The sequence below is a fragment of the Actinosynnema pretiosum genome (assembly GCF_024171695.1).
Lineage (GTDB): Bacteria > Actinomycetota > Actinomycetes > Mycobacteriales > Pseudonocardiaceae > Actinosynnema > Actinosynnema pretiosum.
The window spans coordinates 81,726-102,903 of record NZ_JAMTCF010000013.1 but is presented as its reverse complement, the minus strand read 5'-3'; the positions used below and the strand labels follow the sequence as shown (position 1 = coordinate 102,903).

General features: G+C 72.3%; 14 protein-coding genes and 1 pseudogene. 9 read left to right on the top strand and 6 right to left on the bottom strand.

Annotation, left to right across the window (positions count from 1 at the left end; genetic code table 11):
• Positions 1–96 precede the first annotated feature (96 nt).
• The 7 genes from LV78_RS25640 (at position 97) to LV78_RS25610 (ending at position 9,398) form a co-directional block, all read left to right on the top strand.
• The gene (locus tag LV78_RS25640) at positions 97–531 is read left to right on the top strand and encodes a hypothetical protein (RefSeq protein WP_253848178.1); all 435 of its coding nucleotides are present in this window, start codon (positions 97–99) and stop codon (positions 529–531) included.
• A gap of 8 nt (positions 532–539) precedes the next feature.
• Positions 540–1,139 carry a DUF3558 domain-containing protein gene (locus tag LV78_RS25635; RefSeq protein WP_253848177.1) on the top strand — a complete coding sequence of 200 codons (600 nt, stop codon included), beginning with the start codon at positions 540–542 and terminating at the stop codon, positions 1,137–1,139.
• Positions 1,140–1,142: 3 nt separating this feature from the next.
• Positions 1,143–2,516 (top strand): PPE domain-containing protein, encoded by a 1,374-nt coding sequence (locus LV78_RS41015; protein ID WP_308208751.1) that lies wholly within the window; start codon positions 1,143–1,145, stop codon positions 2,514–2,516.
• Between the two features lie 127 nt (positions 2,517–2,643).
• On the top strand, positions 2,644–3,435 hold the full coding sequence (locus LV78_RS25625) for an ESX secretion-associated protein EspG (RefSeq protein WP_253848176.1): 792 nt from the start codon (positions 2,644–2,646) through the stop codon (positions 3,433–3,435).
• Between the two features lie 437 nt (positions 3,436–3,872).
• On the top strand, positions 3,873–5,624 hold the full coding sequence (locus tag LV78_RS25620; RefSeq protein ID WP_308208750.1) for a glycoside hydrolase family 6 protein: 1,752 nt from the start codon (positions 3,873–3,875) through the stop codon (positions 5,622–5,624).
• Between the two features lie 445 nt (positions 5,625–6,069).
• Positions 6,070–7,455 carry a sigma 54-interacting transcriptional regulator gene (locus tag LV78_RS25615; protein ID WP_253848174.1) on the top strand — a complete coding sequence of 462 codons (1,386 nt, stop codon included), beginning with the start codon at positions 6,070–6,072 and terminating at the stop codon, positions 7,453–7,455.
• Positions 7,452–9,398: a vWA domain-containing protein gene (locus LV78_RS25610; protein WP_253848173.1), complete on the top strand. Its 1,947-nt coding sequence runs from the start codon at positions 7,452–7,454 to the stop codon at positions 9,396–9,398. The genes LV78_RS25615 and LV78_RS25610 overlap by 4 nt, the downstream gene beginning before the upstream one ends.
• Before the next feature lie 891 nt (positions 9,399–10,289).
• On the opposite strand, the pseudogene LV78_RS25605 reads toward LV78_RS25610, so the two are convergent.
• Positions 10,290–10,838 (bottom strand): annotated as a pseudogene (locus LV78_RS25605) (RNA polymerase sigma factor); the annotation flags it as partial.
• Between the two features lie 90 nt (positions 10,839–10,928).
• Positions 10,929–11,387: an NUDIX hydrolase gene (locus LV78_RS25600; protein WP_253848172.1), complete on the bottom strand. Its 459-nt coding sequence runs from the start codon at positions 11,385–11,387 to the stop codon at positions 10,929–10,931.
• 47 nt (positions 11,388–11,434) lie between these two features.
• Here LV78_RS25600 and LV78_RS25595 point away from each other — a divergent pair, with 47 nt between their 5' ends.
• Positions 11,435–13,279 (top strand): P-loop NTPase fold protein, encoded by a 1,845-nt coding sequence (locus LV78_RS25595; RefSeq protein ID WP_253848171.1) that lies wholly within the window; start codon positions 11,435–11,437, stop codon positions 13,277–13,279.
• Between the two features lie 59 nt (positions 13,280–13,338).
• Here the strand turns inward: LV78_RS25595 and LV78_RS25590 are convergent, their stop codons facing one another.
• The gene (locus tag LV78_RS25590) at positions 13,339–14,907 is read right to left on the bottom strand and encodes a methyl-accepting chemotaxis protein (protein WP_253848170.1); all 1,569 of its coding nucleotides are present in this window, start codon (positions 14,905–14,907) and stop codon (positions 13,339–13,341) included.
• Positions 14,908–15,060: 153 nt separating this feature from the next.
• The gene (gene ctaD / locus LV78_RS25585) at positions 15,061–16,830 is read right to left on the bottom strand and encodes an aa3-type cytochrome oxidase subunit I (RefSeq protein WP_253848169.1); all 1,770 of its coding nucleotides are present in this window, start codon (positions 16,828–16,830) and stop codon (positions 15,061–15,063) included.
• A gap of 340 nt (positions 16,831–17,170) precedes the next feature.
• Between ctaD and mshC the strand changes: the two genes are divergently transcribed.
• The gene (mshC, locus tag LV78_RS25580; RefSeq protein WP_253848168.1) at positions 17,171–18,409 is read left to right on the top strand and encodes a cysteine--1-D-myo-inosityl 2-amino-2-deoxy-alpha-D-glucopyranoside ligase; all 1,239 of its coding nucleotides are present in this window, start codon (positions 17,171–17,173) and stop codon (positions 18,407–18,409) included.
• Positions 18,410–18,544: 135 nt separating this feature from the next.
• On the opposite strand, the gene LV78_RS25575 is transcribed toward mshC, so the two are convergent.
• Positions 18,545–20,338 (bottom strand): S8 family peptidase, encoded by a 1,794-nt coding sequence (locus LV78_RS25575; RefSeq protein ID WP_253848167.1) that lies wholly within the window; start codon positions 20,336–20,338, stop codon positions 18,545–18,547.
• Between the two features lie 197 nt (positions 20,339–20,535).
• Positions 20,536–21,024: a GbsR/MarR family transcriptional regulator gene (locus tag LV78_RS25570; RefSeq protein WP_308208749.1), complete on the bottom strand. Its 489-nt coding sequence runs from the start codon at positions 21,022–21,024 to the stop codon at positions 20,536–20,538.
• Between the last annotated feature and the right edge of the window lie 154 nt (positions 21,025–21,178).

Genomic DNA, 21,178 nt, shown 5'->3' with positions numbered 1-21,178 from the left:
CGCCTCGGTTCGCGCGGGCGTGCATTATCGTGTGCTTGCCGAACGGGGCCGAGCCCTGAGGCAAGATCATTGTTCTGCGGAGTCCGGGGGGACTTGGTGGCTGACGACAGCGCTGGCGGGATCGTCGCGGGGAAGATCAGTTTCTGGGCGGACACCGCCGGTGGGGCGGGCGGCGCCTCCTCGGCCGGGGGTCACCAGAGCGGTCAGACCGAGTTCACGGTCTCCTTGGAAGGGGCGAAGGCGCTGCGCGCGTCCCTGGAGAAGGTGGTCGAGACCTTCTACGGGTCCTACAGCGACCTGAACGCCCTCAAGGGTAAAAAATCTTTTGGCGTCGACCCTCACAGCGCTTCCCTGGGGGAGGCGAACGAAAGATCCCTGTCCGGTCAGGGCGTTGGCTACCTCTGGGCCAACAAAAAAGCCGGTGAAGTGGCCGTCCGCACCATCGCGAAACTTGATGAAGCGATCAAGCAGTACGAAGAAGTCGATGGTGCGGCTTCCGACGCTCTCAAAAACTCGGGTACCGGGCTGTGAATTCTCTCATGCGCTTCGCGGCGATCCTGCCTCTCATCGCTGCTCTTGCTGCTTGTTCCTCCACTGCGGAGCAGGGGAGGGCGGTAGCCGTCCAGGGTGCCGGGGCGCCCTCTGGTGAGACTGCGCCTTCCAGTTCTGATCCGGGGCGACCTGCCGAGTTGAGCCTCAGGTCCCGCGCCGACGACCCCTGTGCTCTCGTCGGCGTGGCCCAGTTGGCTGAATTCGGTTCCTTCAAGCCTTCTAGCGTCAAGGTCGACGAAAGCGGTCTGGGAAAGTCCGTCTCCTGCTCTTGGCAGCCCGCTAGCGTCGTTGTCGGGGCGCACTACAGCGTTGTCGTCTATGACTTCCATTTTCCTTACGAAGTTGCGGAGAGGAATCTGGGGAGCGAGTGGGACAACGTCGAGAAGACCGCTGTCGACGGTTATCCGGCCATAACCGGTTTTAATTCCTACGGGATTGTGGGCTGTTCCACGGCTGTCAGCGTGGCGGATGGCCAGATTTTCATGTCGGGCCTGCTGACCTCTGTGGAGTCGTCGCCTGAGCACGCTAATCCCTGTGACTACTCCAGGCGGTTCGCTTCTGTCATCGTCAAGAACTTGAAGGGGTGAGCTGTGGCTGGTGAAGCTGTGCTCATCGGCGGTCCTCTCGGGCAAGCGGTGTACGCCAAGAGCATCCCCAAGTGGTTCCAGGACGGCGGGGTCGTGCAGAACGCCCAGAGTGTCCGGGAGGGCTGGGCCGCGGTCTCTGACAGCCAGGAGGAAGCCGCCCGGTTGATCGATCAGGCGATCAAGGACTCCGGGGCCACCTGGCAGGGCGCTGCGGCGGACACCATGCGCGCGGCGACCACCCCGCTCTCCTCGTGGGCGCTCGCCGCCTCGGACGGCGCCCGGACCGCTGCCGGCGCGATGACGGATGCTGCGGACGCCTACAGCCGGGCCAAGAACTCCGTGCAGCCGTCGGTCGCGCTTCCTGATCAGCCCTGGTACCAGGACTTCGTCCCCTGGGACACCGACTACGACAAGGCCGTCGAGAAGAGCGCCGCCGTGGACGCGCAGAACATGCGGGTCTACGAGGAGTACGGAAATCGGATCAGCCAGATCACCGCCTCGATGCCGCAGTTCGACAGTCCCGAGGAGACCAACGGCAGCGTCGAGGACCCCGCGTCCTCCAAGATCGACTCCGCCCAGGAGCATAGCGGGTACGACGGGCGGGTTGGCAGCAGTGGGTTCGGGCAGGGGTCTTACACGCCCAGCGCTTACCAGCCGGGGGTGTCCACGGCCGGGTACGCGGTTCCGCCCGGTGGGGGTGGGGGGTCGACCACCCTGCCCTCGTGGTCCGCCAGCCCCGCCGTCGCCAACCCTGGGAGCACCTACCCCGGTGGGGTGGGGAGCACTTACCCCTCCGGTGGTGGCGGGCAGAGCGGGACCGGTGGGACCGGGAGCGGTGGGTACGCCGGCGGCGGGTACGTCGGAGGTGGTGGGTACACCGGTGGTGGTTACCCCGGTGGGAGCGGTGGTGTCGGGGGTGGTGGGTACAGGCCCGGTGGTGGCTCCGGTGGGAGTTCTTCCTACGCCGGTGGGCGTGGCGGCGCCGGTGGTGTCGGTGGGGCCTCCGGTGGAATCGGCAGGACCGGTGGATTCGGTGCTGGTGGCGCCGGGAGCGGTGGCGCCGGTGGGTTTGGCAAGAGCGGCGGGGTTGGTGGTGCTGGCGGGTTTGGTGGTTCCGGTGCTGGCTCGCTCGGGGGTGGAGGCTCCGCCGCCGCGCTCGGCGCTGGTGGCAGCTCCGGGATCGGCGGCAGTTCCGGGACCGGTGGTGGCGGCGTGACGGGTGCCGCCGGGGCGCGCGGCGCCGCCGGCGGGATGGGCGCCGGAGGTGGGCGTGGGCAGGGGAGTGAGGACGTGGAGCACTCGGCCAAGTACCTCGAAGCCACCGACGCCTACTACGAGGACGACCGGCTCGTCGCGCCCCCCGTCATCGGCGGGTAACGGGTAGCGGGTAACAGGTACGGGTGGCGAACAGCGACCAGCAGGACCACAAAAGCCAAGGAAGGCAACAGGAGCACGAGGGTCAGGCCGTCCACAACGGACGGTCCGGCCGCACGGGGGTTGGCAAGTGCTGCACGGCAGGGTTGTGCTGCCCGCCGCGGCGGTCTACGTCGCCTGGCAGGCCGTCGGGCTCGGCGAACTGCACCGCGCGCTGATCGTCGAGCTCGACTTCGACGACGCCGCCCTCGCCGAGGGCGACCTGGCGAGCGGGCTCGCCGCCTTCCGGGACGGGTGGGCCGCGCTGGAGGCGGCGGGGTTCGCGCGGGGGCGCGAGGTTCGCCAGGACCTGGCCCGCGCGCTCCAACTGGTCGCCGACCCCGGTCGGGACTACTACGCGTTCTTCAACGCCGCCGACGAGCGCACCCGCTCCGCCGTGGTCTCCGTGTCCGGGCAGGACGCGCTGCGCGTCGTCGTCCGCCCCGACAAGCACCTCGTCCTCGAACCCGTCCGCCCCGAGGACGCCGTCGCCTCCCTCGTCTCCGCGCTCCCCCAGGCCCGGCCCGGTCGGGGGCGCGCGCTGACCCTGCCGCTCGACGCCCTCGAACCGGCCGCGCCCGCTCAGGAGAACGGCTCGTTCCTCCAGCGGAACCTGCCCTCGGCGAACGCCCACGAGCAGCAGGTCCGCGAGTTGCGCAAGCTGCTCGCCGAACCCCGCGCCGGTGGCGGCCAGCTGTTCTCCACCACGCGCGACCGCACCGGCAGGCGCGTCCGCTCGCCCCGCCCGCTCACCTTCTTCGACACCCCCACCGGCCGCTACCTCCAGTTCGAGGTCGACCAGCGCGGCACGCCGTGGATGACCGTCCAGCCCGCCGACTTCGGCGCCGTGGTCACCCGGCTCGGCGCGCTCCCCACCGGCTGACCGGCCCCGCCCGCGCCCGCCCCGCGCGTGGGCCCGCGCCTACGCGCACGCCGTCTAGCACCGCCGCTCCACCGGTCACGAGCGGCTGAACAGGTGGACCGCCCACCCGCCGTCTGCCACGCACAGTGACCACGCATCGGCCGAACCTCCGAAACCGCACCGACAAAACCGCAGGTCAGAGCGATGGAAACGATTGCGGTAAGTCGAGAAGTCGACTTTTCTGCCAAATCGAGCCTGGTAAACGTCACGTGTCGTGCGTTACGGTCCTTTCTGGGAACGCTCCCAATCCCGACACCCCGGTCTTGCGTCGACGGCGGCATCGGCGAGAAGGGCTGGGAGCGCTCCCAGACGGCAAATTGCTCGCAAGGAGGCGATGCATGAGTCTGCGCACTTTTGCCCGGTCACGGCGTTTCGCCGGGACCGCGGCAGCGCTCTCGGTGACCGCTCTGGCCGCGACCGCGGTCGTGGTGGGCGGCCCGAGCGCCAACGCCGCACCGGGGTGCCGGGTGAACTACAGCGTCACGAACCAGTGGGCCGACGGCTTCGGCGCCACGGTCACGGTCACCAACCTCGGGGACGCCATCACCGGTGGCTGGACCCTGGAGTGGGACTTCGCCGCTGGTCAGCGTGTCGGGTCCGGCTGGAACGGCACCTTCGCCCAGTCGGGCGCCAAGGTGACCGTCACCAACCCGACCTGGAGCCCCGGCCTCGGCACCAACGCGTCGGTGTCCCCCGGCTTCAACGGCACCTGGACCGGCAGCAACCCCGTGCCGACCCAGTTCAAGCTGAACGGCACCGTCTGCACCGGCTCGGTCGGCCCGACGTCCACCACGACGACGACCACGACCACCGGTGGCAACACGACGACCACGACCTCCGGGAACAACCAGCCCGGCACCAGGGTCGACAACCCGTACGTCGGTGCGGGCGTCTACGTCAACCCGCAGTGGTCGGCCCGCGCCGCCGCCGAGCCGGGCGGGTCGCGCATCGCGAACCAGCCCACCGGCGTGTGGATGGACCGCATCAGCGCGATCGACGGCAACGGCTCGCCCACCACGGGCAGCATGGGCCTGGTCGACCACCTGGACGAGGCGGTCAAGCAGGCCCGCACCGCTCCCGGCGGCAACCTGGTCTTCCAGGTCGTCATCTACAACCTGCCCGGCCGCGACTGCGCCGCGCTCGCCTCCAACGGCGAGCTCGGGCCGAACGACCTGCCGCGCTACAAGACCGAGTACATCGACAAGATCGCGGGCATCCTCGCCCGACCGGCCTACGCGAACCTGCGCATCGTGGCCGTGATCGAGATCGACTCGCTGCCGAACCTGGTCACCAACGTGTCGCCGCGGCCGACCCAGACGCCGAACTGCGACACGATGAAGGCCAACCAGAACTACCAGAACGGCGTCGCGTACGCGGTGTCCAAGCTCGGCGACATCGGCAACGTCTACAACTACCTCGACTCCGGCCACCACGGCTGGATCGGGTGGGGCGACCCGATCCCCGAGTACGACAACTTCCACGCCTCGGCGAAGATGATGGCCTCGATCCTGGGCCGCGAGGGCGCCACCAAGGCCGACGTGCACGGCTTCATCACCAACACGGCGAACTACTCCGCGCTGGAGGAGCCGTTCTGGTCGGTGGACGACGTGGTCGGCGGTCAGGCGGTCAAGGAGAAGTCGAAGTGGGTCGACTGGAACGACTTCAACGGTGAGCTCGGCTTCGCCACCGCGTTCCGCCAGGAGCTGGTCGCCAACGGCTTCGACGCGGGCGTCGGCATGCTGATCGACACCTCGCGCAACGGCTGGGGCGGCGCAGGCAGGCCCACCGCCAAGTCGACCTCGTCCGACCCGTCGGTCTACGTCGACCAGTCGCGCATCGACAAGCGCATCCAGAAGGGCAACTGGTGCAACCAGTCCGGCGCCGGTCTCGGTGAGCGGCCCAAGGCCGCGCCCAAGCCGAACATCGACGCCTACGTCTGGATCAAGCCGCCGGGCGAGTCCGACGGCTCCAGCACCCAGATCCCGAACAACGAGGGCAAGGGCTTCGACCGGATGTGCGACCCGACCTACGGCGGCAACCCGCGCAACGGCAACAACCCCTCCGGCGCGCTGGCCAACGCCCCCATCTCGGGCCACTGGTTCTCCGCGCAGTTCCAGGAGCTCCTGCGCAATGCCTACCCGTCGCTCTGACGGACCGGCAGCGCTGAGCACCTGAGCACTGAGCACGACACCTGATCGGGAGCCGGGAACCGGGAGACCGGGGCCGGTCGGCCGGAACCGGGCCGGAGCGCGGAACCTGGCTCCCCATCGGGGAAACCACCCCACCGAGTGATCGGCGAGGCGGCAGCGAACACCCGCCGACGGCGGCGTCCACACCGGGACGCCGCCGTCGGTGCTTTTCCCGGCAGGCCCTCACTGCAGGCCCTCATGGCGGGCTTTCCCGGCGGCGCGAACCCGGAAGGGGATGCGGTCGACCCGCGCTCCCGGACAGCACATCGTTCCAGGGCCCCGTTTTATTCCCCGTTCTCCCCGACGCGAACGGGTGACCACACCACCAGGCGAAACCCACCGGAACCCCCGCCCCGCCACCGCTTCCGGCATCGACCGCGCACCCCGTCCTGCGTAACGTCGAGGGGTGACCTCTCGACTTCCCTCCACCGCCGGCGAACTGCGCGCCTCGGGATACCAGCCGCGCGGGGTCAAGGCCGAGATCAGGGAGAACCTGCTCGCCGCCCTGCGCTCCGGCCGCGACCCGTGGCCCGGCATCGTCGGCTTCGACCGCACCGTCCTGCCCCAGCTGGAGCGGGCCCTGCTCGCCGGGCACGACGTCGTCCTGCTCGGTGAGCGCGGGCAGGGCAAGACCCGCCTGCTGCGCACGATCGTCGGGCTGCTCGACGAGTGGACGCCCGTCATCGAGGGCGCCGAGCTGGGCGAGGACCCGCTCGACCCGATCACCCCCGAGTCCCGGCGCCGCGCCGCCGAGCTCGGTGACGACCTGCCCGTGGTGTGGCGGCACCGGGACGACCGGTTCGCCGAGAAGCTCGCCACCCCCGACACCTCCGTCGGCGACCTGGTCGGCGACGTCGACCCGGTCAAGGTCGCCCAGGGCCGCAGCCTCGGCGACCCCGAGACCATCCACTACGGACTCCTCCCGCGCTCGCACCGGGGTGTCATCGCGGTCAACGAGCTGCCCGACCTCGCCGAGCGCATCCAGGTGTCGCTGCTCAACGTGATGGAGGAGCGCGACATCCAGATCCGCGGCTACACCCTGCGGCTGCCGCTGGACGTGCTGCTCGTCGCCACCGCCAACCCCGAGGACTACACGAACCGGGGACGCATCATCACCCCGCTCAAGGACCGGTTCGGCGCCGAGATCCGCACCCACTACCCGCTCGAGGTCGCCGCCGAGGTCGACCTGGTCCGCCAGGAGGCCGAGCTCGTCGCCGAGGTGGGCGACCACCTGCTGGAGGTCGTCGCCCGGTTCGTGCGGCACCTGCGCGAGTCGTCCGCGATCGACCAGCGCTCCGGCGTCTCCGCCCGGTTCGCGGTCGCCGCCGCCGAGACCGTGGCCGCCGCCGCGCTGCGCCGCTCCGCCCTCACCGGCGAGGCCCCGGCCGTCGCCCGGCCCGTCGACCTGGAGTCGGTGCCCGAGGTGCTGCGCGGCAAGCTGGAGTTCGAGGCCGGTGAGGAGGGCCGCGAGCAGGAGGTGCTCACCCACCTGCTGCGCCGCTCCGTCGCCGACACCGCCCGCGCCGCGCTCGCGGGCATCGACCTGCGCCAGCTCGCCGACGCGGTCTCGGACGGGCACCCGGTGGCCACCGGCGAGCGGGTCACCGCCGCCGAGCTGCTCGGCGCCCTGCCGGAGCTGCCCGTGCTGCACGAGGTCGCCACCCGGCTCGGCGCCGACCCCAAGGGCCCGGCCGGGCACCTCGCGTCCGCCGTCGAGCTGGCGCTGGAGTCGCTGTACCTGACCAGGCGGCTGGCCAAGGACGAGGACGACGACCGAGCGGTGTACGGGTGAGCGGCTACCGGTACGGCCGGTACGCCGACGGCCCCGACCCGCTCGCCCCGCCCGCCGACCTGCGCGCCGCCGTGGACGAGCTGGGGCGCGAGGTCATGGAGGGCGCCTCGCCCGAGTCGGCGCTGCGCGAGCTGCTGCGGCGCGGCCTGCCCGGTGGGCGCGGGCTGGACGACCTGACCGCCCGGTTGTGGCAGAAGCGGGCCGCGCTCGCCCGCCGCAACCGGCTCGACGGCACCCTGCAGGAGGTCCGGCGGCTGCTCGACCGGGCGCTGGAGGCCGAGCGGGCGGCGCTGTTCCCCGACCCGGACGACGACGCCCGGTTCCGCGAGGCCCAGCTCGACGCGCTGCCCACCGGCACCGCCGCCGCCGTGCGCGAGCTGTCCTCGTACGAGTGGCGCTCGCCGCAGGCCCGCGAGTCCTACGAGCAGATCTCGCAGCTGCTCGGCCGGGAGCTGATGGACCAGCGGTTCCAGGGCATGAAGCAGGCCATGGGCGGGGTCGGGCAGGCGGACGTCGAGCGCATCCAGGAGATGCTCGGCGACCTCAACGCGCTGCTCGCCGCGCACGCCTCCGGGCAGGACGTGCGGGAGCGGTTCGCCGAGTTCATGCGGCGGCACGGCGAGTTCTTCCCGGAGAACCCGAAGGACGTGGACGAGCTGGTCGACGTGCTGGCCGCCCGGTCCGCCGCCGCGCAGCGCGTCATGAACTCGATGACCGAGGAGCAGCGGGCCGAGCTGTCGGCGCTGAGCCAGCAGGCCTTCGGCGGGTCGCAGGTCGGCTCGCAGCTGTCCGCGCTGGACTCGCTGCTGCGCGGGCTGCGGCCCGGCGAGGACTGGGACTCCTCGGCCAGGTTCCGGGGGAACAACCCGCTGGGGCTGGGCGAGGCCGCGCAGGCCATGGCGGACCTCGCCGAGCTGGACCAGCTCGCCGAGCAGCTCTCCCAGTCCTACCCGGGGGCCCGGCTGGAGGACATCGACCTGGACGCGCTCGTGCGCCAGCTCGGGCCGGAGGCCGGGGTCGACGCGCGGGCGCTCGCCGAGCTGGAGCGGCTGCTGCGGCAGCAGAACCTCGTGGAGCGCGCCCCCGACGGCTCGCTGCGGCTCACGCCGAAGGCGCTGCGGCAGCTCGGGGAGAGCGCGCTGCGCGGCGTGCTCGACGGGGTGCGGGCGCAGGGCCGGCGGGACAGCCGCCAGGCCGGGGCCGCCGGTGAGCTGACCGGGTCCACCCGGCCGTGGCAGTTCGGCGACACCGAACCGTGGAACGCGCCACGCACCGTGACCAACGCGGTGCTGCGGACGGCCGGGGCCTCGCCGGGCGGGGCGGTGGCGCTGGACGTGGTCGACGTGGAGGTCAGCGAGACCGAGCAGCGCACGCGGGCCGCCGTCGCGCTGTGCGTGGACACCTCGTGGTCGATGGTGCAGGACGGGCGGTGGGTGCCCATGAAGCGCACCGCGCTGGCGCTGCACCACCTGATCAGCACCCGGTTCCGGGGCGACGCGCTGCAGATCGTCACGTTCGGGCGGCACGCCGAGGCGGTCGACGTGGGCGAGCTGACCGCGCTGGAGGGCGTGTGGGAGCAGGGCACCAACCTGCACCACGCGCTGCTGCTCGCGGGCAGGCACCTGCGCAGGCACCCGGACGCCCAACCGGTGGTGCTCGTGGTCACCGACGGTGAGCCCACCGCGCACCTGGAGCAGGACGGCGAGGCGGTGTTCCACTACCCGCCGCTGGACCGGACGCTGGCCAGGACGGTGGCGGAGGTGGACGCGCTGAGCGCGCTCGGGGCGTCGCTGACGCTGTTCCGGCTGGGGGATGATCCCCGGTTGACCGCGTTCATCGACCGGGTGGCGCGGCGCAGCGGCGGCCGGGTGGTCGCGCCGGACGAGGACGGGCTGGGCGCGGCGGTGGTGGGGGACTACCTGAGGTCGCGCCGCAGGCGGTGAGGGGGAGCGGGGGCGGGCAGGGGGCGCAGCTCGGCAGCGGGGCGGGTACGGGGCCGCAGCTCGGGCGCGGGGGCGGGCGCGGGGCCGCAGTTCGGGAGCGGGTCCGATGTCGGGCCCGCTCCTCGTCTCGTGCGGTGCGGCGTGGGCCGGTGTCGGGCCCGCTTCCCGTTTTGCGCGGTGCGGTGCGTGCAGGTGGGCAGCGCGTCGGGCTGGGCCTCGCGGAACCGGGCGTCGTGCGCCGGTGCGCGGGGTGCGCGTGCGCTGGAGCGCGCGGTCGGGCCGTGCGCCGGGGGCGGGCTGGCGTCGGGCCGTGCGCCGGGGCGGTCGGGCCGCGCGGCGGCTCGGGCCCGTGCCGCGCCCGGCGCACCGGGGCCGGGCCCGAGGTCACTCGCCGGGTTCGCGCACCGCGACCTCGGCGCGGACCTCCTGCAGCAGCCGCCCGCCCCGCTCCAGGTGCACCCGGAACACCAGCGCGAGGACCCCGGCCTGCGTGGGCGTGACGGTGAAGGTGACCGGCGCGCCGTCGCGGTCCTCGGTCACCTGCGCGCGCCGGGTCAGCGGGTGCACCAGGGCGTCGTCCACGTGCAGCAGCACCCGGATCGGCTCGGGCGCGGGCAACCGGTCCAGGTCGGGCGGTTCGGCGACGAAGGTGAAGTCGACCTCGAACGCGGTCCCGACCAGCGCCCCGCCCTCGGGCCGCAGCACGATCCGGGAGGCGCGCCCGGCGCCTCGTTCCGCGCTCTCCCACCCGGCGCCCTGCGGCCCCGCGCCCTCCGGCCCCGCGCCCTGCCGCCCGGCGTTCCCCGGTCCTTCCCGTCCGGCGGTCTCCCATCCCGAGGTCTCCCACTCGGCGCTCTCCAGCCCGGTGTCCTCCGGTCCGCCGATGCCCAGCTCGGCGTTCTCCTCGGCGTCGAGCCCGTCCCGGAGCGCCTTCAGGCACCCGCCCCTGGTCGGCCCGCCGCGCGGTGAGGACAGCGCTTCCGCGAGCCCCCGGTACTCGGTCCGCCCGGCCAGCACGGTCAGCCGCAGCAGCTCCTGGCACTGCCTCGGCAGTCCCCGGAACGCCCGCCACAACCGCCGGTCGCGCCCTCGGGTGACGCCCGACAGCTCGACGTCGAGCAGGTGCGCCGCGTCCCGCCCCTCGACCCGCCTCGCCTCCCGCCGCGCGGCCACCACCAGCCAGCCCGCCAGCGCCCGCGCCTGGGGGACGCGCTCCAGGTTGTGCCGCAGCGCCAACCAGACGGCCTGCACCACGTCGGCGGCGGTCACCCGGTCGAGGCCGTGGCCGCGCGCCACGTGCCAGACCAGCGGCGTCAGCTCGGCGATGAGCACGTCCAGCCCCCGGTGGTCACCCCCGCGCGCGGCGACCAGGCAGGCCTCGTGCAGCTCGACGCCGCGCAGCCCCTCCCACGGCACCCCCCGACCCCGCTCCTCACCCACGTCGCCCCTCCCGCCCACGAGCACCGCTCGTTCGATGTTCACACACGCCGTGCCCGCCGCCCCGGCAACGGGTGACCGCCAGTCGGGTGGTCACCACCCGTACACGCTGAAGGACGTCGCGGCGCGGTGACCGTCCAGCCCGAGCCTGGAGTACTCGATCAGGTCGTCGGGCAGCGCGTCGAGCCCGAACCAGCGCAGCTCGGAGCACTTGTCCGGCTCCGCGTTGACCGGCTCGCCGCCCCAGGCCGCGACCGCGAAGAACAACCCGAGCCGGGGCTCGACGCCGGGCGCGGTGGCGTGGGCGGTGTGCACGAGCCGCAGGTCGGCCTCGGCGATCACCACGCCCAGCTCCTCGTGCGCCTCGCGGGCGGCGGCGGTGAGCGCGGACTCGCCCGCGTCGAGCTTGCCGGACGGCAGGTGCCAGCGGCCGTCGAACCTCGGGTGCGCGGGATCGCGGCGCAGGGACAGCAGCACCTGAGAAGCAGGGGCAGGAGCTGGGCCTGGGCGCAGCAGGAGCAGGTGCACGTCGATCAGGTGGCGGTCGGCCACGGTGGTCCCCCTCGTATCCCCGGAACGTCTCGTTGATCTTCTCGGGTGTGGCTGAGGAATGGGAGACCGACATCGAGGATTCCGCCGGGGCGGTGGCCCGGCTGGTCGAGCGCGCGGTCCGGGAGGTGCCGCTGCCCGCGTCCACCGCGACCCGCCTGCGCGCCCACCCGGCCAGGCGGGTGCTCGCCGTCGCGAGCGAGGAGTGGCAGGCCTACCACGCCGCCCTGCTGGACCTCAGGGCCCGGCGGACCGGCGTCAGGTCGTGGAGGACGCGAGCGGGGGACCTCGCGACCGGGGCGCTCGTCCTCCTGGCGCTCGCAGGCGTGGTGCTCTACGACCGCCTCGGGGAGCCGTGGTCGCAGTGGGAGCCCGCCGCCTTCATCGGGTTCCTCCTCCTGGTCTCCGCCTGCGGTCTCCGCTACCTCGCCCGCTCCGACCAGGCCGACGCCGTGAAGGCCGCGCACGCCGCCTGGCTCGACGCGCTCCACGATCGAGGCGTGCTGCCCGCCGCGGCGGAGGCCAGCAACCCCGCGCCGCACCACTCCACCCGCATGGCCGAGCCCGCCACCAGCTTCTTCGGCCCCGACACCGTCGTCGACATCGACACCCCCGCCGCGCACGAGCTGCGCCGCCTGCTCAAGCGCGGTCGGGGCGCGTACGCGCTCGCCGGACCGCGCGGCGTCGGCAAGACCACCATGCTCGGCCGCTGGTGCGCGGGCCACTACGCCGAGCAGGACGGCCCGCTGCTCGCGGTCCGGGTCGACGCGCCCGTCGACTACCAGCCGAGGGACTTCCTCGGCTACCTGTTCGGCGCGCTGTGCGACGCCGTCGAGCGGTGGGCCCCCGCCCCGGCCAGGGTCCGGTCACCGCGCCGCACCGGAGACCGCCTCACCCCGGCCCACCTGGGCACGCTCGCCCGCAGGCACCGCGACCGCCTGCGCCACCTGCGCTCCACCACCGCCGAGCGCGAGACCGGCGGCGACTTCACCCTCGGGATCAAGTGGGCGGTCAAGGGCAAGCGCTCGGTCAAGCACGACGACGTCCCGCTCAGCCACCCCGAGCTGGTGGACGAGTTCCGCCGCTTCCTGCGCCAGACCGCCGAGGTGCTGGCGGCGGACGGGGGACGGGTCGTCGTGGGCGTGGACGAGCTGGACCGCATCGGCGACGCCGAGCAGGCCCAGCGGTTCCTCAACGAGGTCAAGGCCGTCTTCACGGTCGACAACTGCTTCTTCCTGGTCGCCGTCTCCGACGACGCGCTCGCCGACTTCGAGCTGTCCGCGATGGGCGCGCGCAGCGCGTTCGACAGCGCCTTCGACGCGGTCGTCCGGCTCGACTACCTGGACTTCCCGCAGGCCAGGGCCCTGCTCAACCGGCGGGTGGTGAACCTGCCCGAGCAGTTCGCCGCGCTGGCCTACGTGCTCTCCGGCGGGCTCGCGCGCGAGCTGGTCCGCCACGTCGAGGTGATCGGGGCGCGTCCGGGCACGCTGGCCGAGGCGACCGCGCACGCCGCGTCCCGCCACCTCGACCGGTACCTGCACGCCGCCGCCGACCGCCTGGTCCGGCTGCCCGACCGCAAGGCCGGTGCGGCGCTGATCCCGCTCCTGGACGAGCGGCCCGCGCCGCACGAGCTGCGCGCGTACCGGGAGCGGGTGGAGGAGACCGAGGTGGGGGCGGCTGCCGAAGGGCTGCGCGACGACATCGTCGCCCTGCTGGAGCACCTCACCACCCTCGTGGCCGTCTTCGGCGCCGACCTCGACGCGTCACGCCTGGCCACCGGGCTGCGCGGCGGTCCCGGCGGGTTCGAGTCGCTCGCGCGCGTGCGCCGCTACCTGGGCGCCAACCCGTACGCGGCGGGCGAGCTGCTCACCGCGTTCCGCCGCGCCTGGAACTAGCGAAGGGCCCGGCGCCCCCCTGCGAAGGGAAGCGCCGGGCCCACGTGCCGAACCGCTGATCAGGACGTCCGGAAGCCCGACACCAGCGACTTCAGGTTCTCCGCCATGCCCGCCAGGTCACCTGCGGCGCGCTGCGCCTCGGCCACGCTGGTGGTGGTGCTGCTCGCCGCGCTCGCCACGCCGGTGATGTTCGCGGCGATCTTCGCGCTGGAGTCCGACGCGTGCGACACGTTCCGGTTCATCTCGCCGGTGGTCGCGGTCTGCTCCTCCACCGCCGAGGCGATGGTCATCTGGTGGTCGTTGATCTGCGCGATCACGTGGCTGATCTCGGCGATCGCCGCCACCGCGTTCGTGGTGTTCGACTGGATCACCTCGACCCGCCGCGCGATGTCCTCGGTGGCCCGCGCGGTCTCCTGCGCCAGGTCCTTGACCTCGCTCGCCACCACCGCGAAGCCCTTGCCCGCCTCACCGGCGCGCGCGGCCTCGATCGTGGCGTTCAGTGCCAGCAGGTTGGTCTGCTCGGCGATCGAGGTGATCACCTTGATGACGTCGCCGATCTCCGCGCTGGACTGCCCCAGCTCGCCGACCGTGGCGGTGGTGCTCTGGGCGGCGGCCACCGCGCGGGACGCCACGTCGGCGGCGTCGGAGGCGCTGGTGGAGATCGAGCGGATGGCCTCGCTCATCTGGTCCGAGCCGGTGGCGACGGTCGAGATGTTGTCCGACACGTCCTGCGCCGAGGTCGCGACCTGGTTGGCCTGCGAGTCGACCTCCTGCGCGCTGCGGGCGATCTCCGCGTTGGTGGTGTGCAGCTCCTCGGCGGCGTTCGCGAGCGCCGACGCCGACTGGTCGATGGTGCGCACGGCCTGCTCCATGCTGGACGCCGCCCGGTTCAGGGCCTCGCCCATCTGGGCGACCTCGTCCTTGCCCTGCACGTCGACGCGGCCGGTCAGGTCGCCGTCGGCGACCTTGTTCAGCACGGTCACGACCTCGCCGACGGGGCGCGAGATGCGGCGGCCGATCCACAGCGCCACGGCCACGCCCGCGAGCGTGCCCAGCACCAGGATCAGCGTCATCTGCAGCTGCGCCGACTCGACGGTCTCGTTGAAGTCGGTGCTGGACGCCAGGTCGTCGACAGCGGCCTGCACCTCGACGGCCAGCACGTCCTCGTAGGCCTTGCGCAGGTCGCGGTTCACGGTGGTGGACGCGGTGATCGCGCCCGCCCGGTCGGTGGTGAACAGGTCCAGCTCGGTGATCACCGAGCTGTGCCACGTCTCCAGCTCGGCGCGGACCTTCGCGACCGCCTCCTTGCGCTCGGGGCGCTGGGTGGAGGTCTCGGAGCTGCGCAGCGCGTCCGCGACGGCGGTGAAGCGCTTCTCGAAGCTGTCCCGGTAGGACGACTCGCCGGTCAGCAGGTAACCGCGCTCGTCGTTCGCGGCGGCCTTCGCCTGGAGCGCGGCCTCCTGCAGGCCGTTGAGGTAGGGGACGGTCCGGCTCAGCTGCATCTCGTTCGTGTCCTGCAAGGACTCGATCTTCACCAGGCCGGTGACGCCGGTCAGCACCGAGGCGAGGGCCACCACGCCCACCGCGAGCAGCACCTTGGTGCCGATGCGGACATCCGACAGTTTCATGACAAGCCTCTCGCGGAACCTACGGTGCTGGCTGCACCTGATCCGCTACGGCATTGGTGGACCGGTTCTGAGCCCGCCACCGGTGAGGTGACCCACTCGGGCGCGCGCGGGCCGCGCCCCACCGGGCGGCAGCCCTCACCACCAGGTGGAAGTTCACTCGTCCGAGGGGTTCTTCCGGTTGCGGTCGGTCGGCGCGAGCGCCTGCTCGGTCGTCGGGTCCGGCGGGGTCGACTCGCCGCCCCTGCGCAGCGAGAAGTGCGCCTCCGCCCGCATCCGGTCGACCATGTGCGGGTGGTGCAGCTCGAACGCCGGGCGCTCGCTGCGGATGCGCGGCAGCTCGGTGAAGTTGTGCCTGGGCGGCGGGGACGAGGTGGCCCACTCCAGCGAGTTGCCGAAGCCCCACGGGTCGTCGATCGTCGCCACCTCGCCGTAGCGGTAGCTGCGCACCACGTTCCACACGAACGGCAGCACGGACGCGCCCAGCACGAACGACCCGACCGTGGACAGGGTGTTCAGGAGGGTGAACCCGTCCGACGGCAGGTAGTCGGCGTACCGGCGCGGCATCCCCTCGTTGCCCAGCCAGTGGTGCACCAGGAACGTGGCGTGGAAGCCCAGGAACGTGGTCCAGAAGTGCAGCTTGCCCAGGCCCTCGTCCAGCATCCGGCCGGTCATCTTGGGGAACCAGAAGTAGATCCCGGCGAACGTCGCGAACACGATCGTGCCGAACAGGACGTAGTGGAAGTGGGCGACGACGAAGTACGTGTCGTGCACGTGGAAGTCGATCGGCGGCGACGCGAGCAGGATGCCCGACAGCCCGCCGAACAGGAACGTCACCAGGAACCCGATCGAGAACAGCATCGGCGACTCGAAGGTGAGCTGCCCCTTCCACATGGTGCCGATCCAGTTGAAGAACTTGATCCCGGTCGGCACCGCGATCAGGAACGTCATCAGCGAGAAGAACGGCAGCAGCACCGCGCCGGTCGCGAACATGTGGTGCGCCCACACCGCCACGGACAGCGCGGCGATCGCGAGCGTGGCGAACACCAGGCCCTTGTACCCGAACAGGGGTTTGCGGCTGAACACCGGGAACACCTCGGTCACGATGCCGAAGAACGGCAGCGCGATGATGTACACCTCCGGGTGACCGAAGAACCAGAACAGGTGCTGCCACAGGATCACGCCGCCGTTCGCCGGGTCGAACACGTGCGCGCCGAGGTGCCGGTCGGCGGCCAGCGCGAGCAGCGCGGCGGTCAGGATCGGGAACGCCAGCAGGATCAGCACGCTGGTGACCAGGATGTTCCAGGTGAAGATCGGCAGCCGCCACATGGTCATGCCCGGTGCGCGCAGGCACACCACGGTGGTGATCATGTTGACCGCGCCGAGGATCGTGCCGACCCCGCCGAGCGCCAGCCCGAGGATCCACAGGTCCGCGCCGACACCGGGGGAGTGCGCCGCCGTCGACAGCGGGGTGTAGGCGGTCCACCCGAAGTCGGGAGCCCCGGCCGGGGTGAGCATCGAGCTGACCGTCACCGTCGCGCCGAACAGGTAGAGCCAGTACGAGAGCGCGTTGAGCCGGGGGAACGCCACGTCCGGCGAGCCGATCTGGAGCGGCAGGACGTAGTTGGCGAAGCCGAACACGATCGGGGTGGCGTAGAGCAGCAGCATCACCGTGCCGTGCATGGTGAACAGCTGGTTGTACTGCTCGTTGGACAGGAACTGCATCCCCGGACGGGCCAGCTCGCCCCGCATGAGCAGGGCCATCAGGCCGCCGACGAGGAAGAAGAAGAACGACGTCACCAGGTACATCAACCCGATCCGCTTGGGATCGGTGGTGCGCAGCAACCCCAGCAGCACCGACCCCTTGGCCCCGCGCGCGCCCCCGCCGGGGCGGACGACCACGGGTTCCGGCTTGAGCGCGGTCATGCCGCCTCCTCGGGCTGCGGTGCCAGGGCACCTCATGCTCTACCCGCGTCGACGAGGGGTAATCACCCGAACGCCCGCGTTCCGGGGTGGAATATCCACATCGGAGTTGAGTCGGGACTGGTCCGTTCGGCCGTCCTCGGGCGGTGGACCCGCGTCCCCGCGCCGGTGGCGGCGGGTCACGGGGCGGGGGAGCGGCCCCCGGTCGACGGCGGTGCGCGGACCCGGCGGGCGGCCCGTCCGGGGGCCGCGCGGAACTGCGGTTTCCCGCGCGGGCGGAGTGATCAGCGTCCCACCGCTCGGACCCCGGTCAACGGGCCCGTTCGCGGGTTATCGTCGAGCCATGCAGACCTGGTCCTCCCCGTCCGTTCCCAAGCTCCGCGGTGCGCCCCGCCCCCTCCGGCTCCACGACACCGCGACCGGCGAGGTCCGTCCGACCGCGCCGGGGGACACCGCCCGGCTGTACGTCTGCGGCATCACCCCCTACGACGCCACGCACCTCGGCCACGCGGCCACCTACCTGGCGTTCGACCTGGTGCAGCGGATCTGGTTGGACAACGGGCACGACGTGCACTACGTGCAGAACGTCACCGACGTGGACGACCCGCTGCTGGAGCGCGCCGCCCGCGACCAGGACGACTGGGTCGTGCTCGCCATGCGCGAGACCGCCCTGTTCCGCGAGGACATGGAGGCGCTGCGCGTCCTGGCCCCGCGCGAGTTCGTCGGCGCCGTCGAGTCCATCCCCGGCATCGTCGACATGATCGAGAAGCTGCTGGCGTCCGGCGCGGCCTACCGGCTCGACGACGACGAGTACCCGGACGTCTACTTCCCGCACGACGCCACGCCGAACTTCGGCTACGAGTCGAACTACGACCGCGAGACCATGCTGCGGCTGTTCGCCGAGCGCGGCGGCGACCCGGACCGGCCCGGCAAGCGGGACCCGCTCGACGCGCTGCTCTGGCGCATGGCGCGACCCGGCGAGCCGTCCTGGGAGACCTCGATCGGCACCGGGCGGCCCGGCTGGCACATCGAGTGCAGCCACATCGCGCTCACCAACCTGGACACCCCGTTCGACCTGCAGGGCGGCGGCTCCGACCTGGTCTTCCCGCACCACGAGTACAGCGCCGCGCACGCCGAGGCGCTCACCGGCCAGCACCCGTTCGCCCGGCACTACGCGCACGCCGGGATGATCGGCCTCGACGGCGAGAAGATGTCCAAGTCCAGGGGCAACCTGGTGTTCGTGTCCAAGCTGCGCTCCACCGGCGTCGACCCCGGCGTGATCAGGCTGGCGCTGTTCGCGGGCCACTACCGCGAGGACCGGCCGTGGACCGACGAGCTGTTCGTCGAGGCCGGGACCAGGCTGGCGCTGTGGCGCTCGGCCGCCGACCTGGAGTCCGGGCCGTCCGTGGACGACGTCGTGGCGCGGGTGCGCGACCACCTCGGCAACGACCTCGACACCCCGAAGGCACTCGCCGCGCTGGACGCGTGGGCGCGCGAGGCGTGGGACCGGGGCGGCCCCGACGCCGAGGCGCCCGGCGTGTTCCGCACCGCCGTGGACGCCCTGCTCGGCATCGCGCTCTGACCGGCTGAGCGGCGGCGACCGCGAGAAGAGCGGAGGGCCTGGCTCCGGGGGTGCGACTCCCCCGGAACCAGGCCCCGCTCAGCCGCCGGTCACCCGGCCGCCAGTCCTTTCAGCCGCCGGTCACCCGGCGGGCCGTCACACGTCCAGCGACCACGAGTTCAGCCGACCGGTGTCCAGCGACGCCGCGTCCTGCACCCGCAGCGTCCAGGTGCCGACCACGACCTCGCTCGACGCGTCCACGGTGAAGCTGCGCTTGATGTCGTCCGCGCTGCCCCCGGTCCGGTTGTGCAGGTTGTAGACCGACCCGTCCGGCGCGACCAGGTCCACGACCAGGTCACCGATGTAGCTGTGCGTGATGTCCACGGTCACCGTGGTCGTCGCCGAGGCGAGCGCCCCGCACGCCAGGGTGATCGGGCTGCTCACCGTCGAGTTGTCGGCGATCGGGTAGGCGGTGCTGTTGGTCGTGGTCGGGCACTCCGCGCCCGGCTCCACCACCAGCCAGCTGAACGAGGTCGATCCGGACACTCCCAGCGAGTCCGTGGCCGTCACGGTCACCGAGTAGCTGCCCGCCGTCGTCGGCGACCCGGAGACCAGGCCGCCGTCGCTGATGCTCACGCCGTCCGGCAGCCCGGTCGCGGTGAACACGTGCGGCGCGGTGCCGCCGAACACCGACAGCTGGAAGCTGACCGAGTCACCGGCCAGGTTCGCCTTGGAGCCGGGGTTCGCGATCGACGGGGTCGTCGTGCTGCCGGTGAACAGCAGCTTGTTCGGCGACCCGGCGCCCGCGTTGCCGATCTTGTCCGCGCTGGCGGCCGACAGCAGCGCGGCCTCCACGGTCGCGGGCGCGGCGGTCGGGTTCTCCGCCAGGTACAGCGCCGCGCCGCCCGCCACGTGCGGGGACGCCATCGACGTGCCGCTGATGGTGTTGGTGGCGGTGTCGTTGGTGTTCCACGACGAGGTGATGCCCTCACCCGGCGCGAAGACGTCGGTGCACGTCCCGAAGTTGGAGAACGAGGCGCGCGAGTCCGTCCTGGTCGAGGCGTTCACGCTGATCGCCTCGGCCACGCGGGCGGGGGAGTAGTTGCAGGCGTTCGCGCTGCTGTTGCCCGAGGCCACCACGTGCGTGACGCCCGAGGCGACCGAGGCGCGCACCGCCGCGTCCAGGGTGGCGTCCGCGCCGCCGCCCAGGCTCATGTTCGCGACGGCGGGCTTCACCGCGTTGGCGGTCACCCAGTCGATGCCGCCGACGACGCTGGCCGTGGTGCCGCTGCCCGCGCAGTTGAGCACCTTGACCGCGACCAGCTTCACCTCCTTGGCCACGCCGTACTCCGCGCCGCCGACGGTGCCCGCGACGTGCGTGCCGTGGCCCTGGCAGTCGGTGTTGTTGGTGTCGATCGTGTTCGCGCCCCAGCTCGCCCGGCCGCCGAACGTGCTGTGCGTGGTGCGGATGCCGGTGTCGATGATGTAGGCGGTCACGTTCGACGCGCCCGTCTCGTACGAGTACGAGCTGTCCAGCGGCAGGTCGCGCTGGTCGATCCGGTCCAGGCCCCACGACGGCGGGTTCGGCTGGACCGCGTCCACGGTGATCCGCAGGTCCGCCTGCACCATCGCGACCTTCGGGTCGGCGGCGAGCTTCGCGGCCTGCTCGGCGGACATGGTGGCGTGGAAGCCGTTCAGGGCGTGCGAGTAGGTGCGCTCGACCTCGCCGCCGTAGCGCGAGGTCAGCGAGGCGGCCGCGCTGGTGGCCGCCGCGCGCGGCGAGGCGTCGTCGCGCAGGGTCACGACGTACGAGCCGGGCACGGCGTCGGCGCTGTTCGCGCCCACGACCTCGCCGACCGCCCACGCGCTGCCCGCCGACGCGACGGTCAGCGCGGTGGCTGTGACGGCGGTCAGGCCGAGCGCGGCCAGTCTCCGGTAAGCGTCTCCCATGACAGGGTTCTCCCTCGATACAGGGTCGCCCGCACCGCAACGGCCGGTGCGCCGCCGCGGTACGGGCTCGAAGGTGGGGAGTTCGCGCGAACTGGTGGTTCAGACCGGGTCTTTATCGATCTTGGCTGACTTCCGGCACCCGCTAGTAGCGCCGTTCAGTCGCATTCGCGGATCGTGACGCTGCGTCGAACAGGCCATCACTGGGTGAAGTGCTCTTTTCGGTGCAAGCGCCAGCGCTCCAGCACCCCCGTCAGCTCCCGCTCCAGGAACTCGGTGAACGCGAGCGTCCGCTCCAGCCGCGTCCCGGCCGGGGTGCCCGCGAGCGCCTCGGCGCCCTCGCGCAGCGCGCTCTCCCAGTTGATGAGGGCCTGCTCGCGGCGGAACAGCGACTCGTACCAGGCGTCGTCGTAGATCCGGTACACCTCGCGGCGGGTCCCGGCCTCGCGCTCGCGGCTGACCAGGTTGACCTGGTTGAGGTAGCGGACCGCCCCGGACACGGCGGCGGGGGAGATCCGGAGCCGGTCCGACAGCTCCGCCGAGGTCAGCGCGCCGCTGTCGGTCGCGAGCAGCGCCGCGAACACCCGCGCGGGCATCCTGGCCATCCCGGCGTCGCTGAGCATCCCCGCGAACCGCTCGACGAACCGCGACACCCCGGCGTCCGAGCCCTCCTCGCCATCCGCTCGCACCACGCTCCACCAGCCCTTTCACCGAGGTGACCGGTGGGTAGCCTACCGAGTTCCCGCACTTCACCACTTTCTGAAGGTCAACCGGCCGTTCCGGGCCGCCGAACCTCCGCTCCGGGCTTGAGGATCGCCTCCCGGTGACCGCTCGCAAGCCTCG